This is a genomic window from Microbacterium sp. NPDC028030, from assembly GCF_040637855.1.
Classification (GTDB): Bacteria; Actinomycetota; Actinomycetes; order Actinomycetales; family Microbacteriaceae; genus Microbacterium.
The window spans coordinates 99,941-123,069 of sequence record NZ_JBEZXF010000005.1 but is presented as its reverse complement, the minus strand read 5'-3'; the positions used below and the strand labels follow the sequence as shown (position 1 = coordinate 123,069).

The 23,129-nt window shown below is 68.3% G+C and carries 27 protein-coding genes; 13 read left to right on the top strand and 14 right to left on the bottom strand.

Annotated features, from left to right (window positions below; all coding sequences use genetic code 11):
- Window positions 1–26: 26 nt before the first annotated feature.
- Both AB0E56_RS19375 and AB0E56_RS19370 read left to right on the top strand, forming a co-directional pair.
- Window positions 27–806: a 3-oxoacyl-ACP reductase gene (locus AB0E56_RS19375; RefSeq protein ID WP_359801727.1), complete on the top strand. Its 780-nt coding sequence runs from the start codon at window positions 27–29 to the stop codon at window positions 804–806.
- A 33-nt stretch (window positions 807–839) separates the two neighbouring features.
- Window positions 840–1,568 carry a GntR family transcriptional regulator gene (locus tag AB0E56_RS19370; RefSeq protein ID WP_359801725.1) on the top strand — a complete coding sequence of 243 codons (729 nt, stop codon included), beginning with the start codon at window positions 840–842 and terminating at the stop codon, window positions 1,566–1,568.
- A 31-nt stretch (window positions 1,569–1,599) separates the two neighbouring features.
- Here AB0E56_RS19370 and AB0E56_RS19365 read toward each other — a convergent pair whose 3' ends face one another.
- The 6 genes from AB0E56_RS19365 to AB0E56_RS19340 form a co-directional block, all read right to left on the bottom strand.
- Window positions 1,600–2,988 carry an aspartate aminotransferase family protein gene (locus AB0E56_RS19365; protein ID WP_359801722.1) on the bottom strand — a complete coding sequence of 463 codons (1,389 nt, stop codon included), beginning with the start codon at window positions 2,986–2,988 and terminating at the stop codon, window positions 1,600–1,602.
- Window positions 2,985–3,449 (bottom strand): Lrp/AsnC family transcriptional regulator, encoded by a 465-nt coding sequence (locus AB0E56_RS19360; RefSeq protein ID WP_183150543.1) that lies wholly within the window; start codon window positions 3,447–3,449, stop codon window positions 2,985–2,987. The genes AB0E56_RS19365 and AB0E56_RS19360 overlap by 4 nt, the downstream gene beginning before the upstream one ends.
- 88 nt (window positions 3,450–3,537) lie before the next feature.
- Entirely contained in the window at window positions 3,538–4,698 is a 1,161-nt protein-coding gene (locus AB0E56_RS19355; RefSeq protein ID WP_359801720.1) for an acyl-CoA dehydrogenase family protein, read from the bottom strand.
- Entirely contained in the window at window positions 4,695–5,453 is a 759-nt protein-coding gene (locus tag AB0E56_RS19350; protein WP_359801718.1) for an alpha/beta hydrolase, read from the bottom strand. Before AB0E56_RS19350 ends, AB0E56_RS19355 begins: the two co-directional genes overlap by 4 nt.
- Before the next feature lie 50 nt (window positions 5,454–5,503).
- Window positions 5,504–6,412 (bottom strand): sugar kinase, encoded by a 909-nt coding sequence (locus AB0E56_RS19345; RefSeq protein ID WP_359801715.1) that lies wholly within the window; start codon window positions 6,410–6,412, stop codon window positions 5,504–5,506.
- A gap of 14 nt (window positions 6,413–6,426) precedes the next feature.
- Window positions 6,427–7,635, bottom strand: coding sequence for an MFS transporter (locus AB0E56_RS19340; RefSeq protein ID WP_359801714.1), 1,209 nt, complete (start codon window positions 7,633–7,635; stop codon window positions 6,427–6,429).
- A gap of 390 nt (window positions 7,636–8,025) precedes the next feature.
- Here AB0E56_RS19340 and nrdH point away from each other — a divergent pair, with 390 nt between their 5' ends.
- The 5 genes from nrdH (at window position 8,026) to AB0E56_RS19315 (ending at window position 13,433) form a co-directional block, all read left to right on the top strand.
- Complete coding sequence (nrdH, locus tag AB0E56_RS19335) at window positions 8,026–8,259, top strand: glutaredoxin-like protein NrdH (RefSeq protein ID WP_220173517.1); 234 nt, start codon at window positions 8,026–8,028, stop codon at window positions 8,257–8,259.
- A gap of 6 nt (window positions 8,260–8,265) precedes the next feature.
- Entirely contained in the window at window positions 8,266–8,700 is a 435-nt protein-coding gene (gene nrdI / locus AB0E56_RS19330) for a class Ib ribonucleoside-diphosphate reductase assembly flavoprotein NrdI (RefSeq protein WP_220173516.1), read from the top strand.
- Window positions 8,697–10,841 carry a class 1b ribonucleoside-diphosphate reductase subunit alpha gene (nrdE, locus tag AB0E56_RS19325; protein WP_359801712.1) on the top strand — a complete coding sequence of 715 codons (2,145 nt, stop codon included), beginning with the start codon at window positions 8,697–8,699 and terminating at the stop codon, window positions 10,839–10,841. The genes nrdI and nrdE overlap by 4 nt, the downstream gene beginning before the upstream one ends.
- 31 nt (window positions 10,842–10,872) lie before the next feature.
- Window positions 10,873–11,850, top strand: a complete 978-nt coding sequence (gene nrdF, locus AB0E56_RS19320; protein WP_226531609.1) for a class 1b ribonucleoside-diphosphate reductase subunit beta — start codon at window positions 10,873–10,875, stop codon at window positions 11,848–11,850.
- 536 nt (window positions 11,851–12,386) lie between these two features.
- Entirely contained in the window at window positions 12,387–13,433 is a 1,047-nt protein-coding gene (locus tag AB0E56_RS19315; RefSeq protein WP_359801709.1) for a hypothetical protein, read from the top strand.
- On the opposite strand, the gene AB0E56_RS19310 is transcribed toward AB0E56_RS19315, so the two are convergent.
- Window positions 13,405–14,016 (bottom strand): NAD(P)H-dependent oxidoreductase, encoded by a 612-nt coding sequence (locus AB0E56_RS19310; protein ID WP_359801707.1) that lies wholly within the window; start codon window positions 14,014–14,016, stop codon window positions 13,405–13,407. The two genes, AB0E56_RS19315 and AB0E56_RS19310, sit on opposite strands and share 29 nt — an antisense overlap.
- Window positions 14,017–14,106: 90 nt before the next feature.
- Between AB0E56_RS19310 and AB0E56_RS19305 the strand changes: the two genes are divergently transcribed.
- Complete coding sequence (locus AB0E56_RS19305) at window positions 14,107–14,310, top strand: hypothetical protein (RefSeq protein ID WP_359801705.1); 204 nt, start codon at window positions 14,107–14,109, stop codon at window positions 14,308–14,310.
- Window positions 14,311–14,325: 15 nt separating this feature from the next.
- Here AB0E56_RS19305 and AB0E56_RS19300 read toward each other — a convergent pair whose 3' ends face one another.
- From AB0E56_RS19300 to AB0E56_RS19290, 3 genes are read right to left on the bottom strand one after another with little or no spacing between them, the layout of a single operon-like run.
- Window positions 14,326–14,928 carry a GNAT family protein gene (locus tag AB0E56_RS19300; RefSeq protein ID WP_359801704.1) on the bottom strand — a complete coding sequence of 201 codons (603 nt, stop codon included), beginning with the start codon at window positions 14,926–14,928 and terminating at the stop codon, window positions 14,326–14,328.
- Between the two features lie 42 nt (window positions 14,929–14,970).
- Complete coding sequence (locus AB0E56_RS19295) at window positions 14,971–15,366, bottom strand: ImmA/IrrE family metallo-endopeptidase (RefSeq protein WP_359801701.1); 396 nt, start codon at window positions 15,364–15,366, stop codon at window positions 14,971–14,973.
- Between the two features lie 45 nt (window positions 15,367–15,411).
- Window positions 15,412–15,786 (bottom strand): helix-turn-helix transcriptional regulator, encoded by a 375-nt coding sequence (locus AB0E56_RS19290; RefSeq protein WP_359801700.1) that lies wholly within the window; start codon window positions 15,784–15,786, stop codon window positions 15,412–15,414.
- 94 nt (window positions 15,787–15,880) lie between these two features.
- Between AB0E56_RS19290 and AB0E56_RS19285 the strand changes: the two genes are divergently transcribed.
- From AB0E56_RS19285 to AB0E56_RS19275, 3 genes are read left to right on the top strand one after another with little or no spacing between them, the layout of a single operon-like run.
- On the top strand, window positions 15,881–16,111 hold the full coding sequence (locus AB0E56_RS19285; protein WP_359801699.1) for a helix-turn-helix transcriptional regulator: 231 nt from the start codon (window positions 15,881–15,883) through the stop codon (window positions 16,109–16,111).
- A 30-nt stretch (window positions 16,112–16,141) separates the two neighbouring features.
- Window positions 16,142–17,071: an aldo/keto reductase gene (locus AB0E56_RS19280; protein ID WP_359801698.1), complete on the top strand. Its 930-nt coding sequence runs from the start codon at window positions 16,142–16,144 to the stop codon at window positions 17,069–17,071.
- A gap of 35 nt (window positions 17,072–17,106) precedes the next feature.
- Complete coding sequence (locus tag AB0E56_RS19275; RefSeq protein WP_359801697.1) at window positions 17,107–17,496, top strand: PLDc N-terminal domain-containing protein; 390 nt, start codon at window positions 17,107–17,109, stop codon at window positions 17,494–17,496.
- Here AB0E56_RS19275 and AB0E56_RS19270 read toward each other — a convergent pair.
- From AB0E56_RS19270 to AB0E56_RS19260, 3 genes are read right to left on the bottom strand one after another with little or no spacing between them, the layout of a single operon-like run.
- Window positions 17,493–18,461 (bottom strand): DUF1731 domain-containing protein, encoded by a 969-nt coding sequence (locus AB0E56_RS19270; protein WP_359801694.1) that lies wholly within the window; start codon window positions 18,459–18,461, stop codon window positions 17,493–17,495. The genes AB0E56_RS19275 and AB0E56_RS19270 overlap by 4 nt on opposite strands.
- A complete protein-coding gene (locus tag AB0E56_RS19265; protein WP_359801693.1) occupies window positions 18,458–19,093 on the bottom strand; it encodes a DUF4166 domain-containing protein in 636 nt (211 codons plus the stop codon). Before AB0E56_RS19265 ends, AB0E56_RS19270 begins: the two co-directional genes overlap by 4 nt.
- A gap of 20 nt (window positions 19,094–19,113) precedes the next feature.
- Window positions 19,114–19,761, bottom strand: coding sequence for a helix-turn-helix domain-containing protein (locus tag AB0E56_RS19260; RefSeq protein ID WP_359801690.1), 648 nt, complete (start codon window positions 19,759–19,761; stop codon window positions 19,114–19,116).
- A 109-nt stretch (window positions 19,762–19,870) separates the two neighbouring features.
- Here AB0E56_RS19260 and AB0E56_RS19255 point away from each other — a divergent pair, with 109 nt between their 5' ends.
- Window positions 19,871–20,677 carry a sugar phosphate isomerase/epimerase gene (locus AB0E56_RS19255; protein ID WP_359801688.1) on the top strand — a complete coding sequence of 269 codons (807 nt, stop codon included), beginning with the start codon at window positions 19,871–19,873 and terminating at the stop codon, window positions 20,675–20,677.
- Window positions 20,677–21,816 carry a Gfo/Idh/MocA family oxidoreductase gene (locus AB0E56_RS19250; RefSeq protein WP_359801686.1) on the top strand — a complete coding sequence of 380 codons (1,140 nt, stop codon included), beginning with the start codon at window positions 20,677–20,679 and terminating at the stop codon, window positions 21,814–21,816. Before AB0E56_RS19255 ends, AB0E56_RS19250 begins: the two co-directional genes overlap by 1 nt.
- Before the next feature lie 31 nt (window positions 21,817–21,847).
- On the opposite strand, the gene AB0E56_RS19245 is transcribed toward AB0E56_RS19250, so the two are convergent.
- Window positions 21,848–23,041, bottom strand: coding sequence for an ROK family protein (locus tag AB0E56_RS19245; RefSeq protein ID WP_359801683.1), 1,194 nt, complete (start codon window positions 23,039–23,041; stop codon window positions 21,848–21,850).
- Window positions 23,042–23,129 lie beyond the last annotated feature (88 nt).

Here is a 23,129-nt window from a genome sequence, read left to right as displayed (position 1 = left end):
CATCCCATCCGGAACGGAGAACCCTCATGAGCATCGACCTGACCCAACGACTCCGCGAACGCGTCGCCATCATCACCGGCGGTGCGAGCGGCATCGGGTTCGCCACCGCCAGACGCTTCGCCGCCGAGGGCGCCTTCGTCGTGATCGCCGATGTCGACCCGACGACCGGTGAGGCGGCGGCCGCCGAGGTCGGCGGGGCGTTCCGTCCGGTCGACGTCGCCGATGAAGCGAAGGTGAACGCGTTGTTCGACGGCGTCGCGGAGGAGTTCGGGCGCATCGACATCGCATTCAACAACGCGGGCATCTCTCCGGCCGACGACGACTCGATCGAGACGACGGAGCTCCCCGCATGGGACCGGGTGCAGGACGTCAATCTCAAGAGCGTGTACCTGTGCAGTCGCGCGGCGCTGCGGCACATGGTCCCCGCCGGACGCGGGTCGATCATCAACACCGCATCGTTCGTGGCCCTGCTGGGTTCGGCCACCTCGCAGATCAGCTACACCGCCTCCAAGGGCGGGGTCCTCGCGATGTCGCGCGAGCTGGGTGTGCAGTTCGCCCGCCAGGGTGTGCGGGTGAACGCCCTGTGCCCCGGGCCGGTGAACACGCCGCTGCTGCAGGAGCTGTTCGCGAAGGACCCCGAGCGCGCACAGCGGCGTCTCGTGCACGTGCCGATGGGACGATTCGCCGAGCCGGAGGAGCTCGCGGCCGCGGTCGCCTTCCTCGCCTCCGACGACTCCTCCTTCATCACGGCCAGCGCGTTCGTGGTCGACGGCGGCATCACCAACGCCTACGTCACGCCGCTGTGAGCGACCCCCACCTCGCTGTGACAGGGTGAAGGCATGAGCGAGCACTCCTCCGACGGCGACCTCGTCGAGGTGCGGAAGGCGGTCTACCGGCCGCTGCGGCGAGGCAACGCCCTCGAGGACGCGGTCGCCAGGCTCGTGCAGACGATCCGGCTCGGCGTCGTCGCGCCGGGGGAGTCCTTGCCGCCGGAGCGCGAACTCGCCGCCTCGTTCGGGGTCAGCCGCGACACCGTGCGCGAGGCGATCCGGGAACTCGCCGACACGGGCTACCTCCTGCCCCGACGCGGCCGGTACGGAGGGACGTTCGTGGCCGACCCGCTCCCGCATCCGTCGGCCTCCGCAACCGTCGCCCCCGAGCACCTCGACGATGTCCTCGGACTCCGCCGCGTGCTCGAAGCCGGGTCTGCCAGAGCCGCCGCGAGTCGGACGCTCGACGCCGCCACCCGCGCCGACCTCTGGGCACGGCACGAGGCCGCGCTGCCGGCGGGGCCCGAGGAGTACCGGCGCCTCGACACGCTGCTGCACCTGGCCATCGCGGAGGCTGCCGGCATACCGTCGCTCGTCGCACTCGTGGCCGAGAACAGGGCCGACGTCAACGCCTGGCTCGACACGTTCCCGCTCATGCCCCGCAACATCCAGCACTCGGGGGAGCAGCACGAGAGCATCGTGTCGGCGATCCTGGCCGGACGCCCCGATGCGGCGGAGGCGGCGATGCGCGACCACCTGGCCGGGTCGGAGACGCTGCTGCGGGGTTTCCTGATCTGACCCGATCCGCGCCCGCCTGTGCCCTTTGTCGTCAGAGCACCGACTGCGCGCGCGTCAGCACATCGCGGAGGATCTGCTCGATCTCGCGGAACTCCGACGGGCCGACGGTGAGTGGCGGCGCGAGCTGGATGACGGGATCTCCACGGTCGTCGGCGCGGCAGTACAGACCCGCCTGGAACAGGGCGGGAGACAGGAAGCCGCGCAGCAGCCGCTCCGACTCGGCGTCGTCGAAGGTCTCCTTCTTGTCCTTGACGAGCTCGATGCCGAAGAAGTATCCGTCGCCGCGCACATCGCCGACGAGCGGCAGGTCGAGCAGCTTCTCGAGCTCGGCGCGGAACAGCGGGGAGTTCTCGCGCACGTGGGCGTTGAGCCCCTCCTCGTCGAAGATCGCCAGGTTCTCCAGGGCGACCGCTGCCGACACGGGGTGCCCTCCGAACGTGTAGCCGTGCGGGAACGAGACGTCGCCCTTCGAGAACGGCTCGTACACGCGGTCGCTGACGATCGTGGCGCCGATGGGGGAGTACCCGCTCGTCATGCCCTTGGCGCAGGTGATCATGTCGGGGACGTAGCCGAGACCGGTGCACGCGAACGTGTGTCCGAGTCGCCCGAAGGCGCAGATCACCTCGTCCGAGACGAGCAGGACGTCGTGGCGGTCGCAGATCTCGCGCACGCGCGCGAAGTAGCCGGGAGGAGGCGGGAAGCATCCGCCGGAGTTCTGCACGGGCTCGAGGAAGACCGCGGCGACGGTGTCCGCTCCCTCGAACAGGATCATCTCCTCGATGCGGTCGGCGGCCCACCGGCCGAAGGCCTCGAGGTCGTCGGCCGGGCCGCCCATCTCGGCCGCACGGTAGAAGTTGGTGTTGGGCACACGGAAACCGCCGGGGGTGACCGGCTCGAACATCGACTTCATCGCCGGGATCCCGGTGATCGCCAATGCTCCCTGCGGGGTACCGTGGTACGCGATCGCGCGCGAGATGACCTTGTGCTTGGCGGGCTTCCCCTGCAGCTTCCAGTAGTGCTTGGCCAGCTTGAACGCGGTCTCGACCGCCTCGCCGCCTCCCGTGGAGAAGAAGACGCGGTTGAGGTCGCCGGGCGCCTCGTCGGCGAGACGATCGGCGAGTTCGATCGCCGCCGGATGCGCGTACGACCAGAGCGGGAAGAACGACAGCTCCGACGCCTGCGCTGCCGCAGCCTCGGCGAGACGCCGCCGACCGTGGCCCGCGTTCACCACGAAGAGCCCCGCGAGGCCGTCGAAGTACTCCTTGCCCTTCGCATCCCAGATCCGGTGTCCCTCGCCCTTGACGATGATGGGCACACCGGACTCGGCCATGGTCGACTGTCGCGTGAAGTGCATCCAGAGATGGTCCTTCGCCATCGTCTGCAGCGCGGACTCGGACGGGATCGTGCGGGCGGTGCTCATCTGGTCCCCCAGTTGTAGAGCTGCTTCTGCAGCTTGGCGTAGATGAAGGTCTCGGTGGAGAGGACGCCGTCGATCGGTCGGATGACGTCGTTGATCAGGGCGAGCAGGTCGTCGTCGTCTTCGCAGACCACCTCGGCGAGCACGTCGAAGGAGCCGACGGTGATGACCACGTAGTCGACCGCGTCGATCGCCGCGACAGCCTCTGCCACGCGCCGCGTGTCGCCGGACACGCGGATGCCGATCATCGCCTGTCGAGGGAACCCGAGTTGCATCGGGTCCGTCACGGCGACGATCTGCATCACCCCGGACTCGGTCAGGCGCTGTACGCGCTGCCGCACGGCGGCCTCGCTCAGGCCGACGACGCGTCCGATGTCGGAGTACGATCGACGGCCGTCCTCCTGCAGCAGCTCGATGATGGTCTTGGAGATCGCGTCGAGCGAGGGATGCTTCTTCGGACCCATGATGCGATCCTCGCACCCGAGTCAGGGCACGGCAACCGATTCCGCCGTGAAAACAGCGATCGTCGGCGGAATCAGCGGAGAAGAGGGCTCACGTCTGGAGCGGTCCCAGCAACGCCCCGGCCGCCGTGGAGTGCGCGGACTCGGGGTCGGAGGGGTGGAACGCGCCCGCGAGGACGTCTCGGTAGAGCCGGGACAACTCGTTCACCGAGAAGTAGGAACCGCCGCCCGCGACGAGCATGGCGTCATCCACGACCTGCTTGGCCATGGTGATCGCGCGGTGTTTGACGCCCGACAGCAGCGGGAACCAGCGGGGGCCGTTGTCGACCCTGTCGTCGACGTCGCGGGCGAGCGCGGCGATCTGCGGCGGCAGCGCGTCGTAGGCGATCGACATGTCGGCGATGCGCCAGCGGATGTCGGGGTCCTGACTGTACGCGAGGCCGGTCTTCTTCGAGTGCCGCTTCTGCGCGGTCGCCACGGCGAGCTCCAGCGCTCGCCGCGCGATGCCCGTGTACACGGAGGCGAGCAGGATCTCGAACACCGAGAAGATGCCGAACACGATCGGGTCGGGGCTCGGCCCTGGGTCGATGCGTCGCACCACGTGTGCCGCATCAGCCGTGGCGCCGTTCAACCGGGTGGTCCGGCTCTGGGTGGCCCGCATGCCCAGCGTGTCCCAGTCGTCCGAGGTGGTCACGGCATCCGTGCGGTCGATGAACGCGAACACGAGCTTCGGAGCGTCGGCGCTCGTGGTGTCGAGGCCGTGCAGGCCGAGCTTCGTCCATACCGGGGCGAGCGAGGTGAAGATCTTCGTGCCGGTGAACGAATAGCCGCCGTCGCCGTCCGGCACCGCCGCCGTGTCGCTGCCGAAGAGGACCAGGTCGTTGCCGCCCTCGCTGATGCCGAACGCGAAGACCTCGCCGGCGACCGCGCCGTCCTGGACGAACTCCAGGCCGGGTACGCCCCGGTCGGAGAACACCTTCGCGACGCCGGTCCACACCAGGTGCATGTTGATGGCCAGAGCCGTGGCCGGCGCCGCCCCCGCGAGACGCTGCTGCAGGACGGCGGCCTCGGCGAGGCCGAGCCCGGCACCACCGCGTTCGGCCGGCACGAGGATCGACAGGTACCCGGCCGCGCGCAGCTCGTCGAGGTCCTGCTGCGGAAAGGTGTTCTCGCGGTCGTGGATCGGCGCGCGTTCGCGGATCCGCGCGAGGAGGTCGTCGGGAAGGTATGCGGTCGGGTCGAAGTCGCTCATGCCAGAGCCTCCAGAAGCTGTCGGATCGATTCGTCAGGCCGGTCGCGGTGCAGGGAGTGGCCAGCTCCCTCGACGACGGACAAGGTGATCAGCGGGTTCGCCGCGAGCACCTCGCTCGCGAGGTCACCCGTGAAGATGCTGTAGACGGCGGGGTCGGCGCCGATCACGTGCGTGGGTACCGTCAGCCGCGCGGCAGCGTCCCGCACATCCCACGGCTGGTTCTGCGCACTGGTCTGCTCGACCGCCCAAGCGCTCGCGCGCTGCACCGCATCGATCTTCAACTCCTGGTCCTGCGGGTGCCAGTGCGGATGCTCCTGCTGCACGACCTCGAGTCTCGTGTCGGCGAAGGCCCGCTCCTGGCTTCTGCGGACGATGGCCGCGTCGCGACCGTCGACGTGGATCGCCGGATCGATGAGGACGAGCCGACGGGTCCAGTCCGGTGCGGACGCCGCGGCGACGGTGCTCGCAGCGCCGCCGAGGGAGTGGCCGACCACCGCGTCCCAGGGGCCCGCGTCGTCAGGGCGGGTGGCGGCGAGGTCGGCGCCGTATGCCGCGACCGTGTAGTCGAGAGAACGCGGCGCATCGCCATGACCGCGCAGGTCGACCGCGGTCGCGTGCCATCCTGCGTCGGCGAGGGCGTCGCCCAGGCGCCACATCAGCGCACCGGAGGACCCGAGACCGTGGACCAGGAGTGCCCGCCTTGCGGCAGACGGATCACCCCACGAGCGGCGGGGCAGGGTGAGCGGTGCAGGCATGTCATCAGCCTACGACCGGGCGGGGCCCCTGGCCCCTGTCGCTGTCCCTGTCAGTCGGAGCCGAACGCTGCCAACGGGGGAAGGTCGGCCGCGATCGTGAGCACACGCTCCGCCGCGGCATGCCCGGCGGAGAGTCGCTCGGCGAGGCTTGCGTCGTCGAGGGTCGCGGCGAGGAAGCCGGATGCGAAGGCATCTCCGGCGCCGACGGGTTCGACGACGTCGACGACGGGTGCCGGGACGAACACCGGCTCGGCGTCGCCGTCGAAGGCGGTCGCACCGACGTCGCCGTCCTTGACCACCAGCAGTGCGCAGTTCGGGAGGAACGCCCGGATGGCGGTCGGCGTCGCCGTTCCCCAGATCCGCTCGGCCTCGTCACGACCGACGAACGTGATGTCGGCGGCGTCCGCGAGGCGCGCGAGCGTGTCCGCCGCGTCTTCCCGGCTCCACAGCGGACGACGGTCGTTCACGTCGAACGACACGAGGGCGCCGGTGGTGCGTGCGTCGGCGAACAGCCGGTCGACCATGTCTCGGCACGCCGAGGAGAGGGCGGGGGTGATCCCCGTGGTGTGCACGATGCGGACGCCCTCGAGCTGCGCGGCGCTGAGGAAGCCCGGCTCCATGCGGGAGGCCGCCGATCCCCGGCGGTAGTAGTACACGGAGGAGGACTCGACCCCGGGGTCCTTGAACATCACGCCCGTCGGGGCGGCGTCGTCGCGCTCGACCCACAGTTCGACTCCACGCCGCTCGAGCTCGGAGGCGATGCGGTCTCCGAGCGGGTCGTCGCCGAGGCGCGAAGCCCAGGCGACCCGGTGCCCGGCGGAGGCCACGCCGGCTGACACGTTGGATTCCGCACCCGCCAGTCCGATCGACGCGTGGGCGGCCGATGCGAGTCCGGCATCGGTCGGGGTGATCAACGCCATGGTCTCGCCGATGCAGACGATCTCGGGGGCAGTGTGCACAGAGGAGGAAGAGTTCATGAAGGGGTGACCGCCAGGGGTTCGGTGTCGGGATGCGGGCTCGCGTCGCGGTGACGCAGGTCGGGGAACGAACGGACGAAGACGATGGAGACGAGGAGTCCGGCCGCGGCGAAGATCGTGGCGGCGAGGTAGGCGCCGCGCCAGTCGCTGACGTCGACGAGGAACCCGGCGACGGCGGAGCCGGCGGCTGCGCCGATCAACTGCCCGGTGCCGGCCCATCCGAAGGCCTCGGCGGTCTCGCTGAACTTCACGCTGGCGGAGGTGATCGCGAACAGCACGGCGAGCGCGGGGGCGATGCCGATCCCGGCGAGGATCAGTGTCCCGCCGAGCCAGAACACGTTCAGCATGACCATCGTCGATGCGAGGCCGATCGTGACGATGAGCAGGCGGCGCGCCATGGCCCAGGGGCCGATCGGGATGTGCCCGAACGCCAGCCCGCCGGCGAGGCTGCCCGCAGAGAACACCGCGAGCACGAGGCCGGCGGCGAGACTGCCGTGCTCGAAGGTCGCGACGACGCCGACCTCGACCGCCGAGCACGCCCCGATCAACAGGAAGCCGATCACTGTCGCCAGCATCACGGGGGGCTTGAGTACCACGGTGCCCAGCGCGTTGCGGCTGCGCGGGATGCGCACCCGGCCGACCTCGGGGGAGAGGATGAACCACGCGCCGCCGCCGACGAGGACGACGGCCACCAGCAGCAGCCCCTCCATGGTGCCGATCTGCGTGGAGACCAGGGTGATCACGACCGGGGCCAGCACCCAGATGATCTCCTGCAGCGAGGCGTCGAGCGAGAACAGGGGAGTGAGGTTCGAGGAGTTCACGAGCTTCGGGTAGATCGTGCGGACCGCGGCCTGGATCGGAGGCGTCGACAGCCCTGCGATCATGCCGAGCGCCATGAAGCCTGGCACGGAGAGGGGGAGCACGGCGAGGCACAGCACGGCGACGACGCAGACCGAGAGAGTGAGCGTGAGCACCCGCCGCATGCCCCAGGCGCCCATCCACCGGCTGGTGATGGGACCGGCGACCGCCTGGCCGACGCTGGTCGCCGCGAGGACCAGGCCCGCTGACCCGTAGGAGCCGGTCTGCTGCTCGACATGCAGCAGGATCGCCAGGGACATCATGCCGTTGGGGAATCTCGCGGTCAGCTGAGCCGCGATCATGCGCGCCACACCCGGCGTGCGAAGAAGATCCCGATATCCCGCCACCAGACAACGGTACCGGGCGCGGGTGCGGGTCGTCGAAGGGACCGATCCGCGACACGCCCGCGACACGCCGAGGGGCGAATTCCACAGGAATCCGAATGTCGGTGGGTCGACGTAAGGTGCCCCCTGTGGATGGATCGCTCACAGGGGCTTCCCAGCCGCGATTTCCTGCGGTTCGCGTGCCTTCAGAGGAGGGTTCGGCCTGTGGAAGAAACGGTGGAGAACCTGTGTTGTATCTGTAGAGAACGGTGGATAACTACACGGATGTAACTACTACCCCTTGTGGTCGCCCCCAATGTCGGTCCCCATATGTAGTATTGAAGTCCCGGCAGGGGGTCTACCGGGAAAGAGCCTGATGAGAAGCGGGCCAGAGATTTGAGGGGTTACGAAAAGATGTCGATCACGGTCTACACCAAGCCTTCCTGCGTTCAGTGCAACGCCACCTACCGTGCCCTGGATGCCAAGGGCATCGAGTACGAGGTCCTCGACCTCTCGGAAGACGCGACGGCGCTCGAGCAGGTCAAGGCGCTCGGCTACCTGCAGGCACCCGTCGTCGTGACCGACGAGGGCCACTGGTCGGGCTTCCGTCCCGACAAGATCGACGAACTCGCCTCCCGTCTGGCGTGACACCCCATGAGCGCCGTCGCGACCGCAGCGCCGCTCCTGGTCTACTTCTCGAGCGTCTCGGGTAACACCGCACGATTCGTCGAGAAGCTCGGGTTTCCGGCCCGACGCATCCCCCTCCACCGAAATGAAGACGACCTCGTCATCGACGAGCCCTTCGTGCTGGTCACCCCCACCTATGGCGGGGGTGCGGGGCGCGGCGTCGAGAAGGGCGCCGTTCCCAAGCAGGTGATCCGGTTCCTCAACGACGAGCGCAACCGGCGCCACATCCGCGGAGTGATCTCCGCGGGCAACACCAACTTCGGCGATGCCTTCTGCCTCGCCGGTGACATCATCAGCCGCAAGTGCCACGTGCCTCACTTGTATCGGCTCGAGATCTTCGGCACACAAGACGATGTGGATCGCGTGAGCGACGGATTGGAACGACGGTGGGAACTTCAGTGACCGAGACAGTGGCATTCAAGGCGAACCCCGCATACGAGGGCCTCGACTATCACGCGCTCAACGCGATGCTGAACCTGTACGACGCGAACGGGAAGATCCAGTTCGACGCCGACAAGCGCGCAGCGCGTGAGTACTTCCTGCAGCACGTGAACCAGAACACGGTGTTCTTCCACTCGCTCAAGGAGCGCCTGGACTACCTCGTCGAGAAGGAGTACTACGAGGGCGCCGTCATCGAGAAGTACTCGTTCGACTTCATCCAGAAGCTCAACGACCTGGCGTACTCGAAGAAGTTCCGCTTCGAGACCTTCCTCGGGGCGTTCAAGTACTACACCAGCTACACGCTGAAGACCTTCGACGGCAAGCGCTACCTCGAGCGCTTCGAGGACCGCGTCGTGATGACCGCGCTCGGCCTCGCCGACGGTGACGAGAAGCTCGCCGTGGCCCTCGTCGAAGAGATCATCTCCGGCCGTTTCCAGCCGGCGACCCCGACCTTCCTCAACGCGGGCAAGGCGCAGCGCGGCGAACTCGTCAGCTGCTTCCTGCTGCGCATCGAAGACAACATGGAGTCGATCGCCCGTGGCATCAACTCCGCCCTGCAGCTCTCCAAGCGCGGTGGCGGCGTGGCCCTGCTGCTGTCGAACATCCGCGAGTCGGGTGCGCCGATCAAGCAGATCGAGAACCAGTCGTCCGGCATCATCCCGGTGATGAAGCTCCTCGAAGACAGCTTCAGCTACGCCAACCAGCTCGGTGCGCGTCAGGGTGCCGGCGCGGTGTACCTCAACGCCCACCACCCCGACATCATGCGCTTCCTCGACACCAAGCGCGAGAACGCCGACGAGAAGATCCGCATCAAGACGCTGTCGCTCGGCGTCGTGGTGCCCGACATCACGTTCGAGCTCGCCAAGAACGACGAGGACATGTACCTGTTCTCGCCCTACGACGTCGAGAAGGTCTACGGCGTGCCCTTCGGCGACATCTCCGTCACCGAGAAGTACCGCGAGATGGTCGACGACCCGCGCATCAAGAAGACGAAGATCAACGCGCGCGAGTTCTTCCAGACCGTCGCCGAGATCCAGTTCGAGTCCGGCTACCCGTACGTCATGTTCGAAGACACGGTGAACAAGGCCAACCCGATCAAGGGCCGGATCAACATGTCCAACCTCTGCAGCGAGATCCTGCAGGTGAACACGCCGACCACATACAACGACGACCTGTCGTACGACAACATCGGCAAGGACATCTCCTGCAACCTCGGCTCGATGAACATCGCGCTGTCGATGGACGCCGACGACCTCGGCCAGACCGTCGAGACGGCGATCCGCGCCCTCACCGCGGTCAGCGACCAGAGCCACATCGGCTCTGTGCGCTCAATCGAAGACGGCAACGACCGCTCGCACGCGATCGGCCTCGGCCAGATGAACCTGCACGGATACCTCGCCCGCGAGCACGTGTACTACGGCTCGGAAGAGGGCATCGACTTCACGAACATCTACTTCTACACGGTGCTGTTCCACGCGCTGCGGGCGTCGAACAACCTCGCCATCGAGCGCGGCACGACGTTCGACGGGTTCGAGGACTCGAAGTACGCGTCGGGGGAGTTCTTCGACAAGTACATCGACCAGGCCTGGGTGCCCGCGACCGAGAAGGTCAAGGAGCTCTTCGCCGGCAAGCACATCCCCACGCAGGAGGACTGGGCTGAGCTGAAGGCATCGATCCAGAAGCACGGCATCTACAACCAGAACCTGCAGGCGGTCCCGCCGACCGGCTCGATCTCGTACATCAACAACTCGACGTCGTCGATCCACCCGATCGCGTCGAAGATCGAGATCCGCAAGGAAGGCAAGCTCGGCCGCGTCTACTACCCGGCGGCGTTCATGACGAACGACAACCTGGAGTACTACCAGGACGCGTACGAGATCGGCTACGAGAAGGTCATCGACACGTACGCGGCGGCCACGCAGCATGTCGACCAGGGCCTGTCGCTGACGCTGTTCTTCAAGGACACCGCCACCACGCGTGACATCAACAAGGCGCAGATCTACGCATGGCGCAAGGGCATCAAGACGATCTACTACATCCGCCTGCGTCAGCTGGCGCTCGAGGGCACCGACATGGCCGAGTGCGTCTCGTGCATGCTCTGACCCGTCCCTGATCTCGAGAAACGACGAAGAAATGACTCCCGAAAGACTCAAGCTGGTCTCCAGCGTGCAGGCGATCAACTGGAACCGCATCCAGGACGACAAGGACCTCGAGGTCTGGAACCGTCTGGTGAACAACTTCTGGCTGCCGGAGAAGGTGCCGCTGTCGAACGACGTGCAGTCGTGGAACACGCTCACCGCCGACGAGCAGCTGCTCACCATGCGGGTGTTCACCGGGCTGACGCTGCTCGACACGATCCAGGGCACGGTCGGCGCGGTGTCGCTGATCCCCGACGCGATCACCCCTCACGAAGAGGCCGTGTACACGAACATCGCGTTCATGGAGTCGGTGCACGCGAAGAGCTATTCCTCGATCTTCTCGACGCTCGCGTCGACGAAGGAGATCGACGAGGCGTTCCGGTGGTCCACCGAGAATCCGAACCTTCAGAAGAAGGCGCAGATCATCATGGACTACTACCAGGGAGACGACCCGCTCAAGCGCAAGGTCGCCTCCACCCTGCTGGAGTCCTTCCTGTTCTACTCGGGCTTCTACCTGCCGATCTACTGGTCGTCGAAGGCGAAGCTGACGAACACCGCCGACCTCATCCGCCTCATCATCCGTGACGAGGCCGTGCACGGGTACTACATCGGCTACAAGTTCCAGCGCGGCCTCGAGACGGCAGACCAGGCTCGGCGCGATGAGCTGAAGGACTACACGTTCTCGCTGCTCTACGAGCTCTACGACAACGAGGTGCAGTACACGCAAGACCTCTACGACGGTGTCGGGCTGACCGAAGACGTCAAGAAGTTCCTGCACTACAACGCCAACAAGGCCCTGATGAACCTGGGCTACGAGGCGATGTTCCCCTCGAGCGTCACGAACGTGAACCCGGCGATCCTGTCGGCGCTGTCGCCCAACGCTGACGAGAACCACGACTTCTTCTCGGGGTCGGGTTCGTCGTACGTCATCGGCAAGGCCGAGGCCACGGAAGACGACGACTGGGACTTCTGAGGAACGCGGACCGGCGCGAAGGGCGCTGACGTCGAAGACCCCTGGTCGGCTGCTGATCGAGCGGCCGCCCGGGGGTCTTCCGTGTTCGGCGCGCACGCCGCGCGGAGTGTGGCGACGTGCCCTCCCGCGCGGAGGTGTGATCCGCCGCCTCGGCGCCCCCCGGCCCCGGGGCGGCGGACCCCGAGCCGCGCTGCCCTTCCGGCTGCGGCCCAGCAGGGATCCCTCCCCGTCTTCCGACTGTAGGCGTCATCGCGACCGGACGCCCGGGGGTTGTGGCATGCCGAGCGGAGAAGGTATAACGCGCGGGCTAGCTCATCGGGTGCCCTCGATCAAGCCCCCATGGCCTGCACCCGTCGCGGCGTACCATCGGTGCTCCGAGCGGGAGTCCCCAGTTCCCGTCTCGGCTGCCGGCGGCCACCGGTCACCCCTACCAGGTGGCCGCCGGTCCCCGGTGGCGCGGATTCGGATCCCGCCGCGATCGCGCGTCGATCCCGGCACCGGGCCGAGGCGCGGTGGTCCGCTCTAGACTCATCCCGATGACCCAAGAGACCGCCGCCGACGCCCGCGTGCGACGGTCCGTGACCCGGACCCTCGTCGTGTACCCACTGCTGGGCGGGGCCGTTCTGCTGCTCGCGGCCATCGCCGTCACGCTCGCCGGCGATGACCTCAGCTTCTTCCCCTTCCTGTTGATGCTCGTGAGCGGGTGGTGCTTCGGCTTCGCCTTCGTGAATGCGACCCTCGGCATGGTTCCGGCTCGCAACGGCGCGGTCCTGCACGTGGCCGTTGCGGTCGTCCTCGGGGCTCTCGTCGCTTTCGTCGTCGAGTTCGGGGGCGACCTTCTCGAACCGCTTCCGGATACCGTGCGCGGAGTCGCCGTGGTCCTGCAGATGGCGGCGATCCCGGCGGTCGGATGGATCTGGCTCGGCGTGATCGGCCGCATCACGGATCTGTTCTCCCGCAGAGGCGCGAAGAAGCGGCCGTCACCCGTCGCGCCCGCCTGGGAGCGCGACGAGAGCGGCGACGGTTCGATCGTGCGCTTCCCCGGACTGGAACTGCGTATGCGCGTGCTCACGCAGGCGATCGTCGCGATCGTCGTGGTCGTCGGTGCCTTCGCCGTCGTGCTGCTGATCGCGTTCGACGACATCGTGATGCGGATGGGAGCGCGGATCGCGATCATCCTCATGGGCGTCGTGCTCGGTCTTCCGGTGTACCTGGTCTTCGCGGCGATCCTTCGACGTCGCACGGCGTCGTGCTCCGTGGCGTTCGGCGACGATGAGCTGCGGGTGCGCGTCGACGCCGTGCTGCATACGATCCCGTATCGCGAACTGGAGTACCTGCTCTGGCGCACCCGCAGCGACTACGCGCGGATCGAGGTGCGGGGAGCAGGGGTGGATCTCTCCCTGATCACGGGCCTCGCGAAGCCCCCGCGCGGACTGACCGCAGAGCTTCCTGCGCTGCCCCGCCGCGTGTTCCGCCGGTTCGAGCTGGTGGGACTCGTCGCCGAGAAGAAGCGTCGGGACGAGGTCGTCACCTTCCGCCGTGCGGTGACGGCAGCTACCCGACCGGGTACTCCTGCGCTTTGAGCGCACGCGCGAGGTGAGCCGCGTTCTTCACCGCCGTGCTCATCGCCGACGCGACCTTCTCGGGGGTCTGGTCGAGATCCTTGTAGTCGGTCGTGTGCATCGCCTCGCCGTTCCAGTACACCGACCCCTGGGCGGGGATGGTGAAGCCGACATCGTTCAACGACTGGAACAGGATCGCCGCGATGTGATGTGCACCGTCCTCGTTCCCGACGATCCCCGCGATGGCGACCTTGTCGAAGAGCGTGGGGCGTCCGCGGGCGTCGGTCTCGCTCAGTTCGGCGTCCAGTCGCTCGAGGACCCGTTGAGCGACGCTCGAATGCTGGCCCATCCAGGTGGGTGTGACGAACACCAGGATGTCCGCATCGAGGACGCGTCGGCGGATGCTCGGCCACTGGTCGTCTCCGCCCATGTCCTTCTGGACCCCGGGGCTCAGCGTGAGGTCCACGGCGCGCACCAGATCCCCCGTGACGCCGTGCCCGGAGAGGGCGTCGAGCAGCTGGGTCGCGAGGAGGTCGGAGCTGGATGATGCGGGCGACGGCTTGAGAGTGCAGGAGATGGCGACCGCTGTCAGTGGAGTCTTCATCGTCCGAGCACACCAGAGGAAGAGTCGGCGGCACAGGGGGTTTCCGCGTCCGGGCTATCCTGGTAGACGGCACCGACGACAGGAGATCCCGTGATCCTCAGCTTCCTCTTCTTCATGATCCTCTTCCTCGGAGGATTCTGGCTGATGGGCACCTCATTCGAGCTGCCGGACTACAACGCCTTCGCCTTCTGCGGCGGCCTCCTGCTGGTGACCCTCGCCCTGGCGTTCATCCTGCGTGAGCGCGGCTCGGCCACCCGCCGGTCGAAGAACTGGTCGGGCAACGCCACCGAGTGACCCGCAGCGGACGGGTCACCGTCGTCGAGCGAGCCGCGCTTCGAGGTTCGCTCTGACCGCGGGCCACTCCGGCTCGATGATCGAGTACTCGACGCTGTCGCGCAGCGCGCCGTTGCGGTAGCGGCTCATGGCGCGCATGACGCCGTCCTGCTTGGCTCCGAGGCGTTCGATCGCGGTGCGCGACTGGAAGTTCACCCACTGCGTCGTGAGCCCGACACGGAACACGCCGAGCGTCTCGAACGCGTGTCGCAGCAGCAACAGCTTCGACTCGGCGTTCGTCCCGGAGCCGTGCGCGGACGGCCGGTTCCAGGTGTACCCGATGTGCAGCCGGGGGACATCCGCCACGATGTCGTAGAACGACGTGAGACCGAGGATGCGCCCGCCCGCGTCGAACGCGGTGAAGGGCACCATCTCGCCCTTGTCGATCAGGGCGATGCGCCGATCGACCTCGGCCGCCACCCCGTCGGGAGCGGGGACCGAGGTGTACCACGCGGTCTTCCACAGGTCGCCTTCCTGCACGGCATCGATGAGGCCGTCGACGTGGGAGCGTTCGAGCGGGCGGAGCTCGACGAGCTCTCCGGTGAGGGTGACGGGCGCGGGGTCGACGAGGAAGGCCATGACGATATTCAACCAGCGCGGGGACGTGTTCTTCGCCGCGGGCTAGGCGACCGCCATCGTCACCGCTCCCTGGCGCAGCAGCCGCTGATAGGCGGTGACGAGCTCTATCGTGACGCCCAACTCGAAGGCCAGGCTCGCCAGGTGGGGCCCGCGGAGCTCTTCGGCCTCGGCGTAGGCCTGCGCCGTGATGAGCCGGCGTGCGGCCCACTCGTCGGCCTGGCGCTCCTGGTGAGAGCGGACAGCCGCGTCCGGCGTCGGCGTGTGACCGAGGTGTGCGTGGCCGAGCTCATGAGCGAGGACGCTCCGTGTCGTGCGCACGCTCATGCCGGGGCTCAGCCGGATCGTGGATGTCGTGGGATCGAAGCCCCCGCGCGTGCGTCCGGGGCGTTCGACCACGCGGACGCGCTGTTCGTCGGCAAGACGCAGGAGGTGCTGCACGGCTCCTCCTCGCGGTCGTCTCCGCGGGCGACCGCGGACTCTCGATCAGTCGTAGAGGTCGTCCGAGTCGGCGTCGTGACGGACGGGGGAGTCGAAGGCGACCTCGCGGGTATCTTCGCGTGGGCCGGCGACATCGGGTGTGCGTCGGATCGGAGTGACGCGCGCTGTGCTCACGCCGTCGGCCCTGAGACGCTCCTCTGCGCGGGCGAGCAGCACGTGCGGCTCGACGTCGAGGGCGGCGCATACCGAGTACACGACCGGTACGGGGATCGCGCGCTTGCCGGTGACGTAGTTGTCGAGCGCGCTGCGGGCGATCCCGATCGTCCGCGCCATCGCTGCGATGCTGCTGCGGGACGCGGCGATCTCGGCTCGCAGCTGTCGCCCGACGGCATCGTTGAACTCCTCGGCAGGTGTCTTCATCCGGATCACCATAGCAGCGCCACGACTCCAAAATGCCGCCATTCTGATCCATTCGACCTCCTTGCGTGTCCGTGTGGGGCGGTAGTGTGTGCGTATGGGGACGGAACTGCGTCATTTGTTGGCATCGACCGTGGACGGGGCGCGGATCCACGCCGGTGTGTCCTTCTCCCGCCTGTCGGAGCTGTCCGGCATCGCCCGAGGACAGCTCGCCGACCTTCTGGACGGACGCGCGGATTTCACGCTCGTCGACCTCGCGGGCATCGCCGAGGTCCTCGACGTCCCGGTGACCGCGCTGCTCCCTGCCGCGATGCCGGACGGCCGCTGACGTCGGTCCTTCGGGGGTAGCGTGGTCGGCATGAAGACCGTGCCGTTCGGATCAGCAACCGCCCCCGCCGTCATCGCCGGCATGATGCGCATCGATGACAAGGACGATGCCCACATCCGGACCCTCTATGCCGCAGCACGCGACGCCGGCATCGACTTCTTCGACCACGCCGACATCTACGGCGGCAGCATGCACCACTGCGAGGCCCGCTTCGCCGATGCGCTCCGGCTGAGCGCCGCCGAGCGAGACGAGATCGTGCTCCAGACCAAGTGCGGCATCGTGCCGGCGCACGGCATGTTCGACTTCTCGTACGAGCACATCATGGCTCAGGTCGACGGGTCCCTCGCGGCGCTGCGTACCGACCGTCTCGACGTCCTGCTGCTGCACCGCCCCGACATCCTCGTCGAGCCCGAAGAGGTCGCCAGGGCTTTCGACGATCTGGAAGCCGCGGGCAAGGTGAGAGCGTTCGGCGTCTCCAACCACACGCCTCGACAGATCGATCTGCTCCGCACCGCGGTCGATCAGCCTCTCGTCGCCAACCAGCTGCAGTTGTCGATGACGCACGCGCCGCTCCTCGCGCAGCCGGTCGCGGCGAACATGGCGGCCCATGAGCAGAGCGTGGTCCGCGACGGCGGAGGCCTGGCGGAGTACTGCCGCATCAACGGGATCACGATCCAGGCCTGGTCGCCGTTCCAGGACGGGTTCTCGCACGGGGTCTTCCTGGGTAACCCCGAATATGCGGAGCTGAACACCGTGATCGACCGGCTCGCCGCCTCTCATGCGGTGACGCCGATCGCCATCGCGACCGCCTGGATCACACGCCACCCGGCAGGCATGCAGGTCGTGCTCGGGACCACCACGCCGCAGCGGGTGCAGGATGCTGCAGCCGGCGCGGACGTCGAGCTCACGCGTGCGGAATGGTACCAACTCTTCCGCGCCGCCGGACATCTTCTTCCGTAGGCGACGCCGCGCGCCGCGTCGTCTACCCTGATCTCATGCCGTTCCTGTTCTCGATCCTCGTCATCGCTCTGATGATCGGCGCGCTGATCGACATCATCACGCGCGACAATGCGCTGGTGAAGCACCTGCCGAAGATGGTGTGGATCATCATCGTGATCCTGCTCCCGCTGATCGGCAGCCTGTTGTGGTTCGCGATCGGCCGGGAGTACGGAGAGAGCGGCGTCCCGATCCCGCGGATGCGTCGAGCCGAACGTCCGATGCCCCGGACCGACGTGCGGCCTGCCCCGCCGACCGACACGCGCACGACAGAGCAGCAGATCGCCGACCTGGACCGGGAGATCGAGGAGTGGCGCCTGCGCGAGGAGATCGAACGCCGCAGACGCGACGGCGACGCCTCGACCGGCTCGGCCGGCGCAGCCTCCTAAGCCGCGTCGCGTCGATCGAAGGACTCGCGGATCGCGCCTTCCAGCTCGGGGTGACGGAAGGTGAACCCGGCGGCGGTGAGCTTCTCGGGCAGCACCCACCGGCTCTTCAGGACCAGTTCGGTCTCGGTGCGGATGCCGATCGCGCCGAGCTCCAGGACCCACCGCGGCAACGGCGGACCGAGGGGAGCCCCGAGGACGCGTCGCACGGTCGCCATGAACTCGACGTTGTCGACCGGGTGCGGTGAGGCGGCGTTCACCGGACCGTCGAGAGTGGGCGTCTGCTCGAGGAAGTCGATGATGCGCGCGACGTCGTCGATGTGCACCCAGCTGAACCGCTGGTGCCCGCGACGTGCACGGAAATGATGGGCGGTGCCTGCCAGGCGACGCGCAGCGCCCACCGGCCAGCGACCGTCGTACTGCGGACCGCCGAGGCCGAGTCTGGCCAGGGTCTTCAGCGGTTCGAGCACGCCCCCGTGGCCGAGGACGATCGCAGTGCGGAGGGCGACGCGACGGGTCGCAGGGAGCTCGTCGGCGAACAGCGCCCTCTCCCAGGCCTTCGCGACCTCGACCGAGAACCCCGTGCCGATCTCTCCGGTCGACTCGGTCATCGGGCGATCCTCGGCATGCCGGTAGATCGTCGCGGTCGAGGAATTCACCCACAGTGCAGGGGGCGCACTCGCGCGTGCGATCGCGGTGCTCAGCGAGGCGGTGGTGTCGGTGCGCGAGCGGAAGATCTCCGCCCGGTTCTCGGGTGTGTAGCGGCAATTGACGCTCTTCCCGGCGAGTCCGATCACCAGCGCGGCCCCGTCGACTGCGCGGTCTATCTCGACCTGGTCGCCCCAGCGGACGTCGGCTCCGGAGCGCGAGATCGTGACGACCTCGCGGCCCTCCGCCTTGAACCGGGGAACCAGGAAGCGCCCCATGAAGCCGGTGGCTCCGCCGATGACGACCCTGCCAGCGCTCATGTGCTCGGCTCCTTCTCTGCGGCGTGCTCGATGCGGTAACGGAAGTCGCCGCGGTATTCGTACAGGCGTCCGAGCACAGGGGCATCGACGGTCAGGGCCACACGCTGTCGCTCCTCGGCGTCGTCGAAGCGCTCGGTCAGGCGCACGATCGGTGCGAGCGGACGCGGGATGCGCAGACGGAGTCGACCGAGACGCACACCGACCGCACGGCTGGTGAGGCGGAGTGCGCCCTCCTGCACCTCGACGTCGAAGCACGCGGCGACCAGGCCGGGCTCGCCGAGCTCGTCCACGACGCGGCCGTGACGCGTGAGTGCGACGGCGTCGCGCATGACCCATGGCCCTCCGGCGAAGTGGAAGGTGCGTTCGCCGATGGCCCGCGACGCGATCGTGCGGTTCTCGACGCGGAACGGTACGTCGCGCTCCCACCGCGCGGCGAGCACGCCGCGGCGTTCGAGCAGACGCAGCAGCGGCCACAGCCAGCGGCGGGGCGTGCCCACCCGCTGGAAGACGCCATCTCCGACGCCGACGGCGCCCTCCGGGATCGCCTCGAAGTACGCGCGGAGTCGCGGATGCAGGTCGTCGATGCGCTCGCCGAGCGCCCTGGCATACGGGGACTGCGGCACGGGCGTCACGTCTCGAGCCTAGCTCGGGGTCAGGGTCGCTCTGACCTGTGCTCCCGGTGCTCCGGCGCGGGGCGCAGCAGACGGTCGAGGAGCGCGAGCGCCTCGTGCTGCGGTGCGGTCTCATCGAGCAGCCATTGGGTCTGCAGGCCGTCAGAGGCGGCGACGACCAACGCGGCGACGGCGTCCGGATCGACATCGGTCCGGATGCGGCCGCCGTCCTGCTGCTGCCGCACAGTGTCGGCGAGCCGGTCGCGAAGACGTGTGAACCGACCGGTGGCGAAGGTGCGGGCTGCCGGATGGCCCTCTTCGAGGGCGGACGCGACGAGCGTGGAGTACAGCTGCACGAGGCCGGGGACGGAGCGGTTGATGCGTGCCGACTCGATCATCATCTCCACCGGAGTCACCTCCTCGGAGGGGGCTTCCGGTTGACGTCCCGGTGCGTTGCTCTCTTCGTACACCGCCACGAGGAGCTCTTCGAGGGAGCCGAAGTAGTGGGTGAGCGCGGCATGGGTGACCCCGACCTCCCGCGCGATCGAACGGAGGCTCGTGCGATCGGAACCCCGCTCGGCGAAGACCTCGATCGCGCGATCGAGGATCTCCTGCCGCCGGGCGATGCCCTTGGCGTAGGCGCCGCGCTGGCGGGGATGCTCGAGCTGCTCTGGCGTCTCTTCCGGCATGGGGGGGAGTCTAGCGAACAAAAACTTCCGCGTGGAGGTATTTGGTGGTAGCGTGCCTCCACGGGACAGGATTCCCGCCACGTCGCCGACGACCGAAGGAGCACGACCGATGACGATTCAGACCTCCCTGCAGCTGTTCACCATCAAGGAGGAGCTGGAGTCCGACCTCGAAGGATCGCTTGCGGCGGTCGCCGCCCGCGGGTTCACGGCGGTCGAGCCCTATGACTTCGTGCGCCGGGCCGAGCCGCTCGCCGCTGCGCTGTCGGCTGCGGGACTGCGTGCGCCGTCCGGACACGCCTTCCTGGCGTCGACCTCGTTCGTGAACCCCGACGGCAGTGGCACCACCCTGCCGGTGCCCTCGCCCGCGGAGGTCTTCGAGGCGGCGAAGGTGCTCGGCATGGGCACCGTCATCGACCCGTACACCGCGCCGGCGCGGTGGGAGTCGGTCGCGCAGATCGAGGAGACCGCGCGACTGCTGAACGCGGCAGCCGAGGTCGGGGCAGCACAGGGCGTGCGGGTGGGGTACCACAACCACGCGCATGAGCTGGAGGCCGTCTTCGGCCGTGTGACCGGCCTCGAGGTCCTCGCAGGCCTCCTCGACGAGCGCGTCGTGCTCGAGGTCGATCTGTACTGGGTCGCCCGTGGCGGGGTCGATCCCGTCGCCCTGCTGGAGCGCCTCGGCAGCCGTGTGATCGCGGTGCACGCCAAGGACGGCACCCTCGACCCTGCTCTCGCCGGCGCGTACCCGCCCGCCGACCAGGTGGCCGCGGGAGAAGGCGCGGTCCCGCTCGTCGAGGCGATCGCCGCGGCGCCGGCTCTGGAGCTCGCGATCGTGGAGTTCGACCACTACGAGGGCGACCTGTTCGACGCGATCGAGCGCAGCCGGGTCTACCTCGACGAGAAGGTCGCCGGCTGATGGCGATCGGTGCAGGCCCCGTCGGCGTCGGCATCATCGGCGCGGGGAACATCAGCGACCAGTATCTGTCGAACCTCACGACGTTCCCCGACCTCCGCGTCATCGCGGTCGCCGACCTGATCGAGGAGCGCGCCAGGACGCAGGCCGAGAAGTACGGCGTCCCGCGCTCCGGTGGCGTGGATGTCGTCCTCGAGGACCCGGACATCGACGTGGTCGTGAACCTCACGATCCCGGCCGTGCACGTCGAGGTCTCGGAGGCGATCATCGCGGCAGGCAAGCACGTGTGGACCGAGAAGCCGATCGGGGTGAGCCGGGAGGAGTCACGGCGACTCCTGGAGAAGGCCGATGCGGCCGGGCTGCGGGTCGGCGTGGCGCCGGACACAGTCCTCGGACCTGGCGTGCAGACGGCGAAGCGGGCGATCGCGCGGGGGGACATCGGTCGTCCCCTCTTCGCCCAGACCACCTTCCAGTGGCAGGGCCCGGAGATCTTCCACCCCAACCCGTCGTTCCTGTACGCGAAGGGTGCGGGGCCGCTGCTCGACATGGGGCCGTACTACGTCTCGGCGCTCGTGCACGTGTTCGGACCCGTCGCCTCGGTCGCCGCTCTGGGCCTCCAGGGCACGCCGACCCGCCGTGTGCAGGTCGGCGAGCTCGCGGGCCAGGAGTTCCCCGTCGAGATCCCGTCCACGCTCAGCGTGCTGACGGCCTTCGAAGAGGGCGGTCAGGCACAGAGTCTCTACAGCACGGATTCCGCCATGCTGCGGCAGGGGGTCGTGGAGATCACCGGCACCGAGGGCACGATCGTGATCCCCGATCCGAACACCTTCGGCGGTGCGATCTCGATCACCCGGCCGCTCACGCGTCTGTTCGTCCCGCCGGAGCCGATCCAGCAGGAGATCCTCGACGTCGCCCAGGAGGGTGTGCTCTCCGGGCGCGGGGTGGGACTGCTCGACATGGTCCGCTCGATCGCCGCCGACCGCCCGCACGTGGCCACGGGGGAGTTCGGGTACCACGTGCTCGACACGCTTCTGTCGATCGAGGAGGCCGCCGAGTCGCGCAGCTTCGTCGAGGTGCAGAGCAGCCTGGATCAGGTCGGATCGATCGACGCGGACTTCGACCCGTTCGCGGCCACCCTCTGACCGCGGTCGCCCGTGGTGGCGGAGGCGCGGGTCACCGTGCTTTCGCCGCCACCCGACGGTCGACGCTCGCCGGAGAGAGCACCTCGCGCGCGACCATGATCGCCGCTCCGAGGACCGCCGCGCGATCGCCGGCTTGGGACTGCACGATGGCGAGATGCTGTGTCGCGAGCGGGATCGACCGGCGGTACACGACTTCGCGGACACCGGCCAACAGGTGCTCTCCCGCCCGGGCGATGCTGCCGCCGAGCACGATGATCGACGGATTCAGCAGGTTGACGACCGTGGCGAGCACCTCACCCACGTCTCGCCCCGCCTGCCGCGTCGCCTCGATCGCCGCGGCGTTGCCCGCGCGCACGAGGTCGACCACGTCCGATGCACTGTGGGCCTCGAGTCCCTGTGCGCGGAGCGCGACCGCGAGCGCCGACCCGCTCGCGAGCGCCTCGAGGTCGCGCTCGTCGCCCGGTTCGCGGGCCGATCCGGCCCCCGTCGGCACCTGCACGTGGCCCATGTCTCCCGCAGAGCCCTGCGCGCCGCGCTGCAGCTGACCGCCGGCGATGATCCCGGCGCCGATGCCGGTGGACACCTTGACGAAGATCAGGTCATCGACATCGGGCCACGTGGTGGCCTGCTCGCCGAGCGCGAGGATGTTGACGTCGTTGTCGACGAGCACGGGGACGTCGAACACCTTCTGCACATACGCCGGAACATCGAACCGATCCCACCCCGGCATGATGGGCGGGTTGGTCGGTCGGCCGGTCGAGTGCTCGACGGGTCCGGGGACGCCGATGCCCACCCCGAACAGCGGGAGCTCGTCCGCCGCGGTGTGGAGGAGCTCGGCGGCATCGGCGAGGAGCGTGTCGAGCAGGCTCTCCGGTCCGTCGCCGATGTCGATCGTGCGGGTGCGGGCGTCGAGGATCACTCCGGCGAGGTCGGCGACCGCGACCGTGGCATGGGTCGCGCCGAGGTCGACGGCGAGCACGAGGCCGGCGCGCGGATTGAAGGCGACCCTGGCGGGCGGGCGACCTCCGGTGGACACCGCCTCGCCTGCCGGGCGGAGGAGTCCGACGGCGAGAAGCGCATCGATGCGCAGCGCGACGGTGGAGCGGGCGAGGCCGGTGAGCGCGGCGAGTTCGGCCTTGGTCCGTGCGCGGCCGTCGCGAAGGATCTGGAAGATCTCTCCGCTGCCGGAGGAGATCGCCGGCGCCGGCTTCGGAACGTCAACCATTGCGTCAGTAAACCACAGCACTTCGGCGTCTCGTCGATTGACTTCGGATTGGGAGCCGACAACTTTTGACGAAGGGCTAGCAAAAGTC

What these genes read in the sequence shown, in the direction of transcription:
- AB0E56_RS19375 (WP_359801727.1), top strand. Translation starts at nt 27, where the DNA reads ATGAGCATCGACCTGACCCAACGACTCCGCGAACGCGTCGCCATCATC.
- AB0E56_RS19370 (WP_359801725.1), top strand. Translation starts at nt 840, where the DNA reads ATGAGCGAGCACTCCTCCGACGGCGACCTCGTCGAGGTGCGGAAGGCG.
- AB0E56_RS19365 (WP_359801722.1), bottom strand. Translation starts at nt 2,988, where the DNA reads ATGAGCACCGCCCGCACGATCCCGTCCGAGTCCGCGCTGCAGACGATG.
- AB0E56_RS19360 (WP_183150543.1), bottom strand. Translation starts at nt 3,449, where the DNA reads ATGGGTCCGAAGAAGCATCCCTCGCTCGACGCGATCTCCAAGACCATC.
- AB0E56_RS19355 (WP_359801720.1), bottom strand. Translation starts at nt 4,698, where the DNA reads ATGAGCGACTTCGACCCGACCGCATACCTTCCCGACGACCTCCTCGCG.
- AB0E56_RS19350 (WP_359801718.1), bottom strand. Translation starts at nt 5,453, where the DNA reads ATGCCTGCACCGCTCACCCTGCCCCGCCGCTCGTGGGGTGATCCGTCT.
- nrdH (WP_220173517.1), top strand. Translation starts at nt 8,026, where the DNA reads ATGTCGATCACGGTCTACACCAAGCCTTCCTGCGTTCAGTGCAACGCC.
- nrdI (WP_220173516.1), top strand. Translation starts at nt 8,266, where the DNA reads ATGAGCGCCGTCGCGACCGCAGCGCCGCTCCTGGTCTACTTCTCGAGC.
- nrdF (WP_226531609.1), top strand. Translation starts at nt 10,873, where the DNA reads ATGACTCCCGAAAGACTCAAGCTGGTCTCCAGCGTGCAGGCGATCAAC.
- AB0E56_RS19315 (WP_359801709.1), top strand. Translation starts at nt 12,387, where the DNA reads ATGACCCAAGAGACCGCCGCCGACGCCCGCGTGCGACGGTCCGTGACC.
- AB0E56_RS19310 (WP_359801707.1), bottom strand. Translation starts at nt 14,016, where the DNA reads ATGAAGACTCCACTGACAGCGGTCGCCATCTCCTGCACTCTCAAGCCG.
- AB0E56_RS19300 (WP_359801704.1), bottom strand. Translation starts at nt 14,928, where the DNA reads ATGGCCTTCCTCGTCGACCCCGCGCCCGTCACCCTCACCGGAGAGCTC.
- AB0E56_RS19290 (WP_359801700.1), bottom strand. Translation starts at nt 15,786, where the DNA reads ATGAAGACACCTGCCGAGGAGTTCAACGATGCCGTCGGGCGACAGCTG.
- AB0E56_RS19285 (WP_359801699.1), top strand. Translation starts at nt 15,881, where the DNA reads ATGGGGACGGAACTGCGTCATTTGTTGGCATCGACCGTGGACGGGGCG.
- AB0E56_RS19280 (WP_359801698.1), top strand. Translation starts at nt 16,142, where the DNA reads ATGAAGACCGTGCCGTTCGGATCAGCAACCGCCCCCGCCGTCATCGCC.
- AB0E56_RS19275 (WP_359801697.1), top strand. Translation starts at nt 17,107, where the DNA reads ATGCCGTTCCTGTTCTCGATCCTCGTCATCGCTCTGATGATCGGCGCG.
- AB0E56_RS19270 (WP_359801694.1), bottom strand. Translation starts at nt 18,461, where the DNA reads ATGAGCGCTGGCAGGGTCGTCATCGGCGGAGCCACCGGCTTCATGGGG.
- AB0E56_RS19260 (WP_359801690.1), bottom strand. Translation starts at nt 19,761, where the DNA reads ATGCCGGAAGAGACGCCAGAGCAGCTCGAGCATCCCCGCCAGCGCGGC.
- AB0E56_RS19255 (WP_359801688.1), top strand. Translation starts at nt 19,871, where the DNA reads ATGACGATTCAGACCTCCCTGCAGCTGTTCACCATCAAGGAGGAGCTG.
- AB0E56_RS19250 (WP_359801686.1), top strand. Translation starts at nt 20,677, where the DNA reads ATGGCGATCGGTGCAGGCCCCGTCGGCGTCGGCATCATCGGCGCGGGG.
- AB0E56_RS19245 (WP_359801683.1), bottom strand. Translation starts at nt 23,041, where the DNA reads ATGGTTGACGTTCCGAAGCCGGCGCCGGCGATCTCCTCCGGCAGCGGA.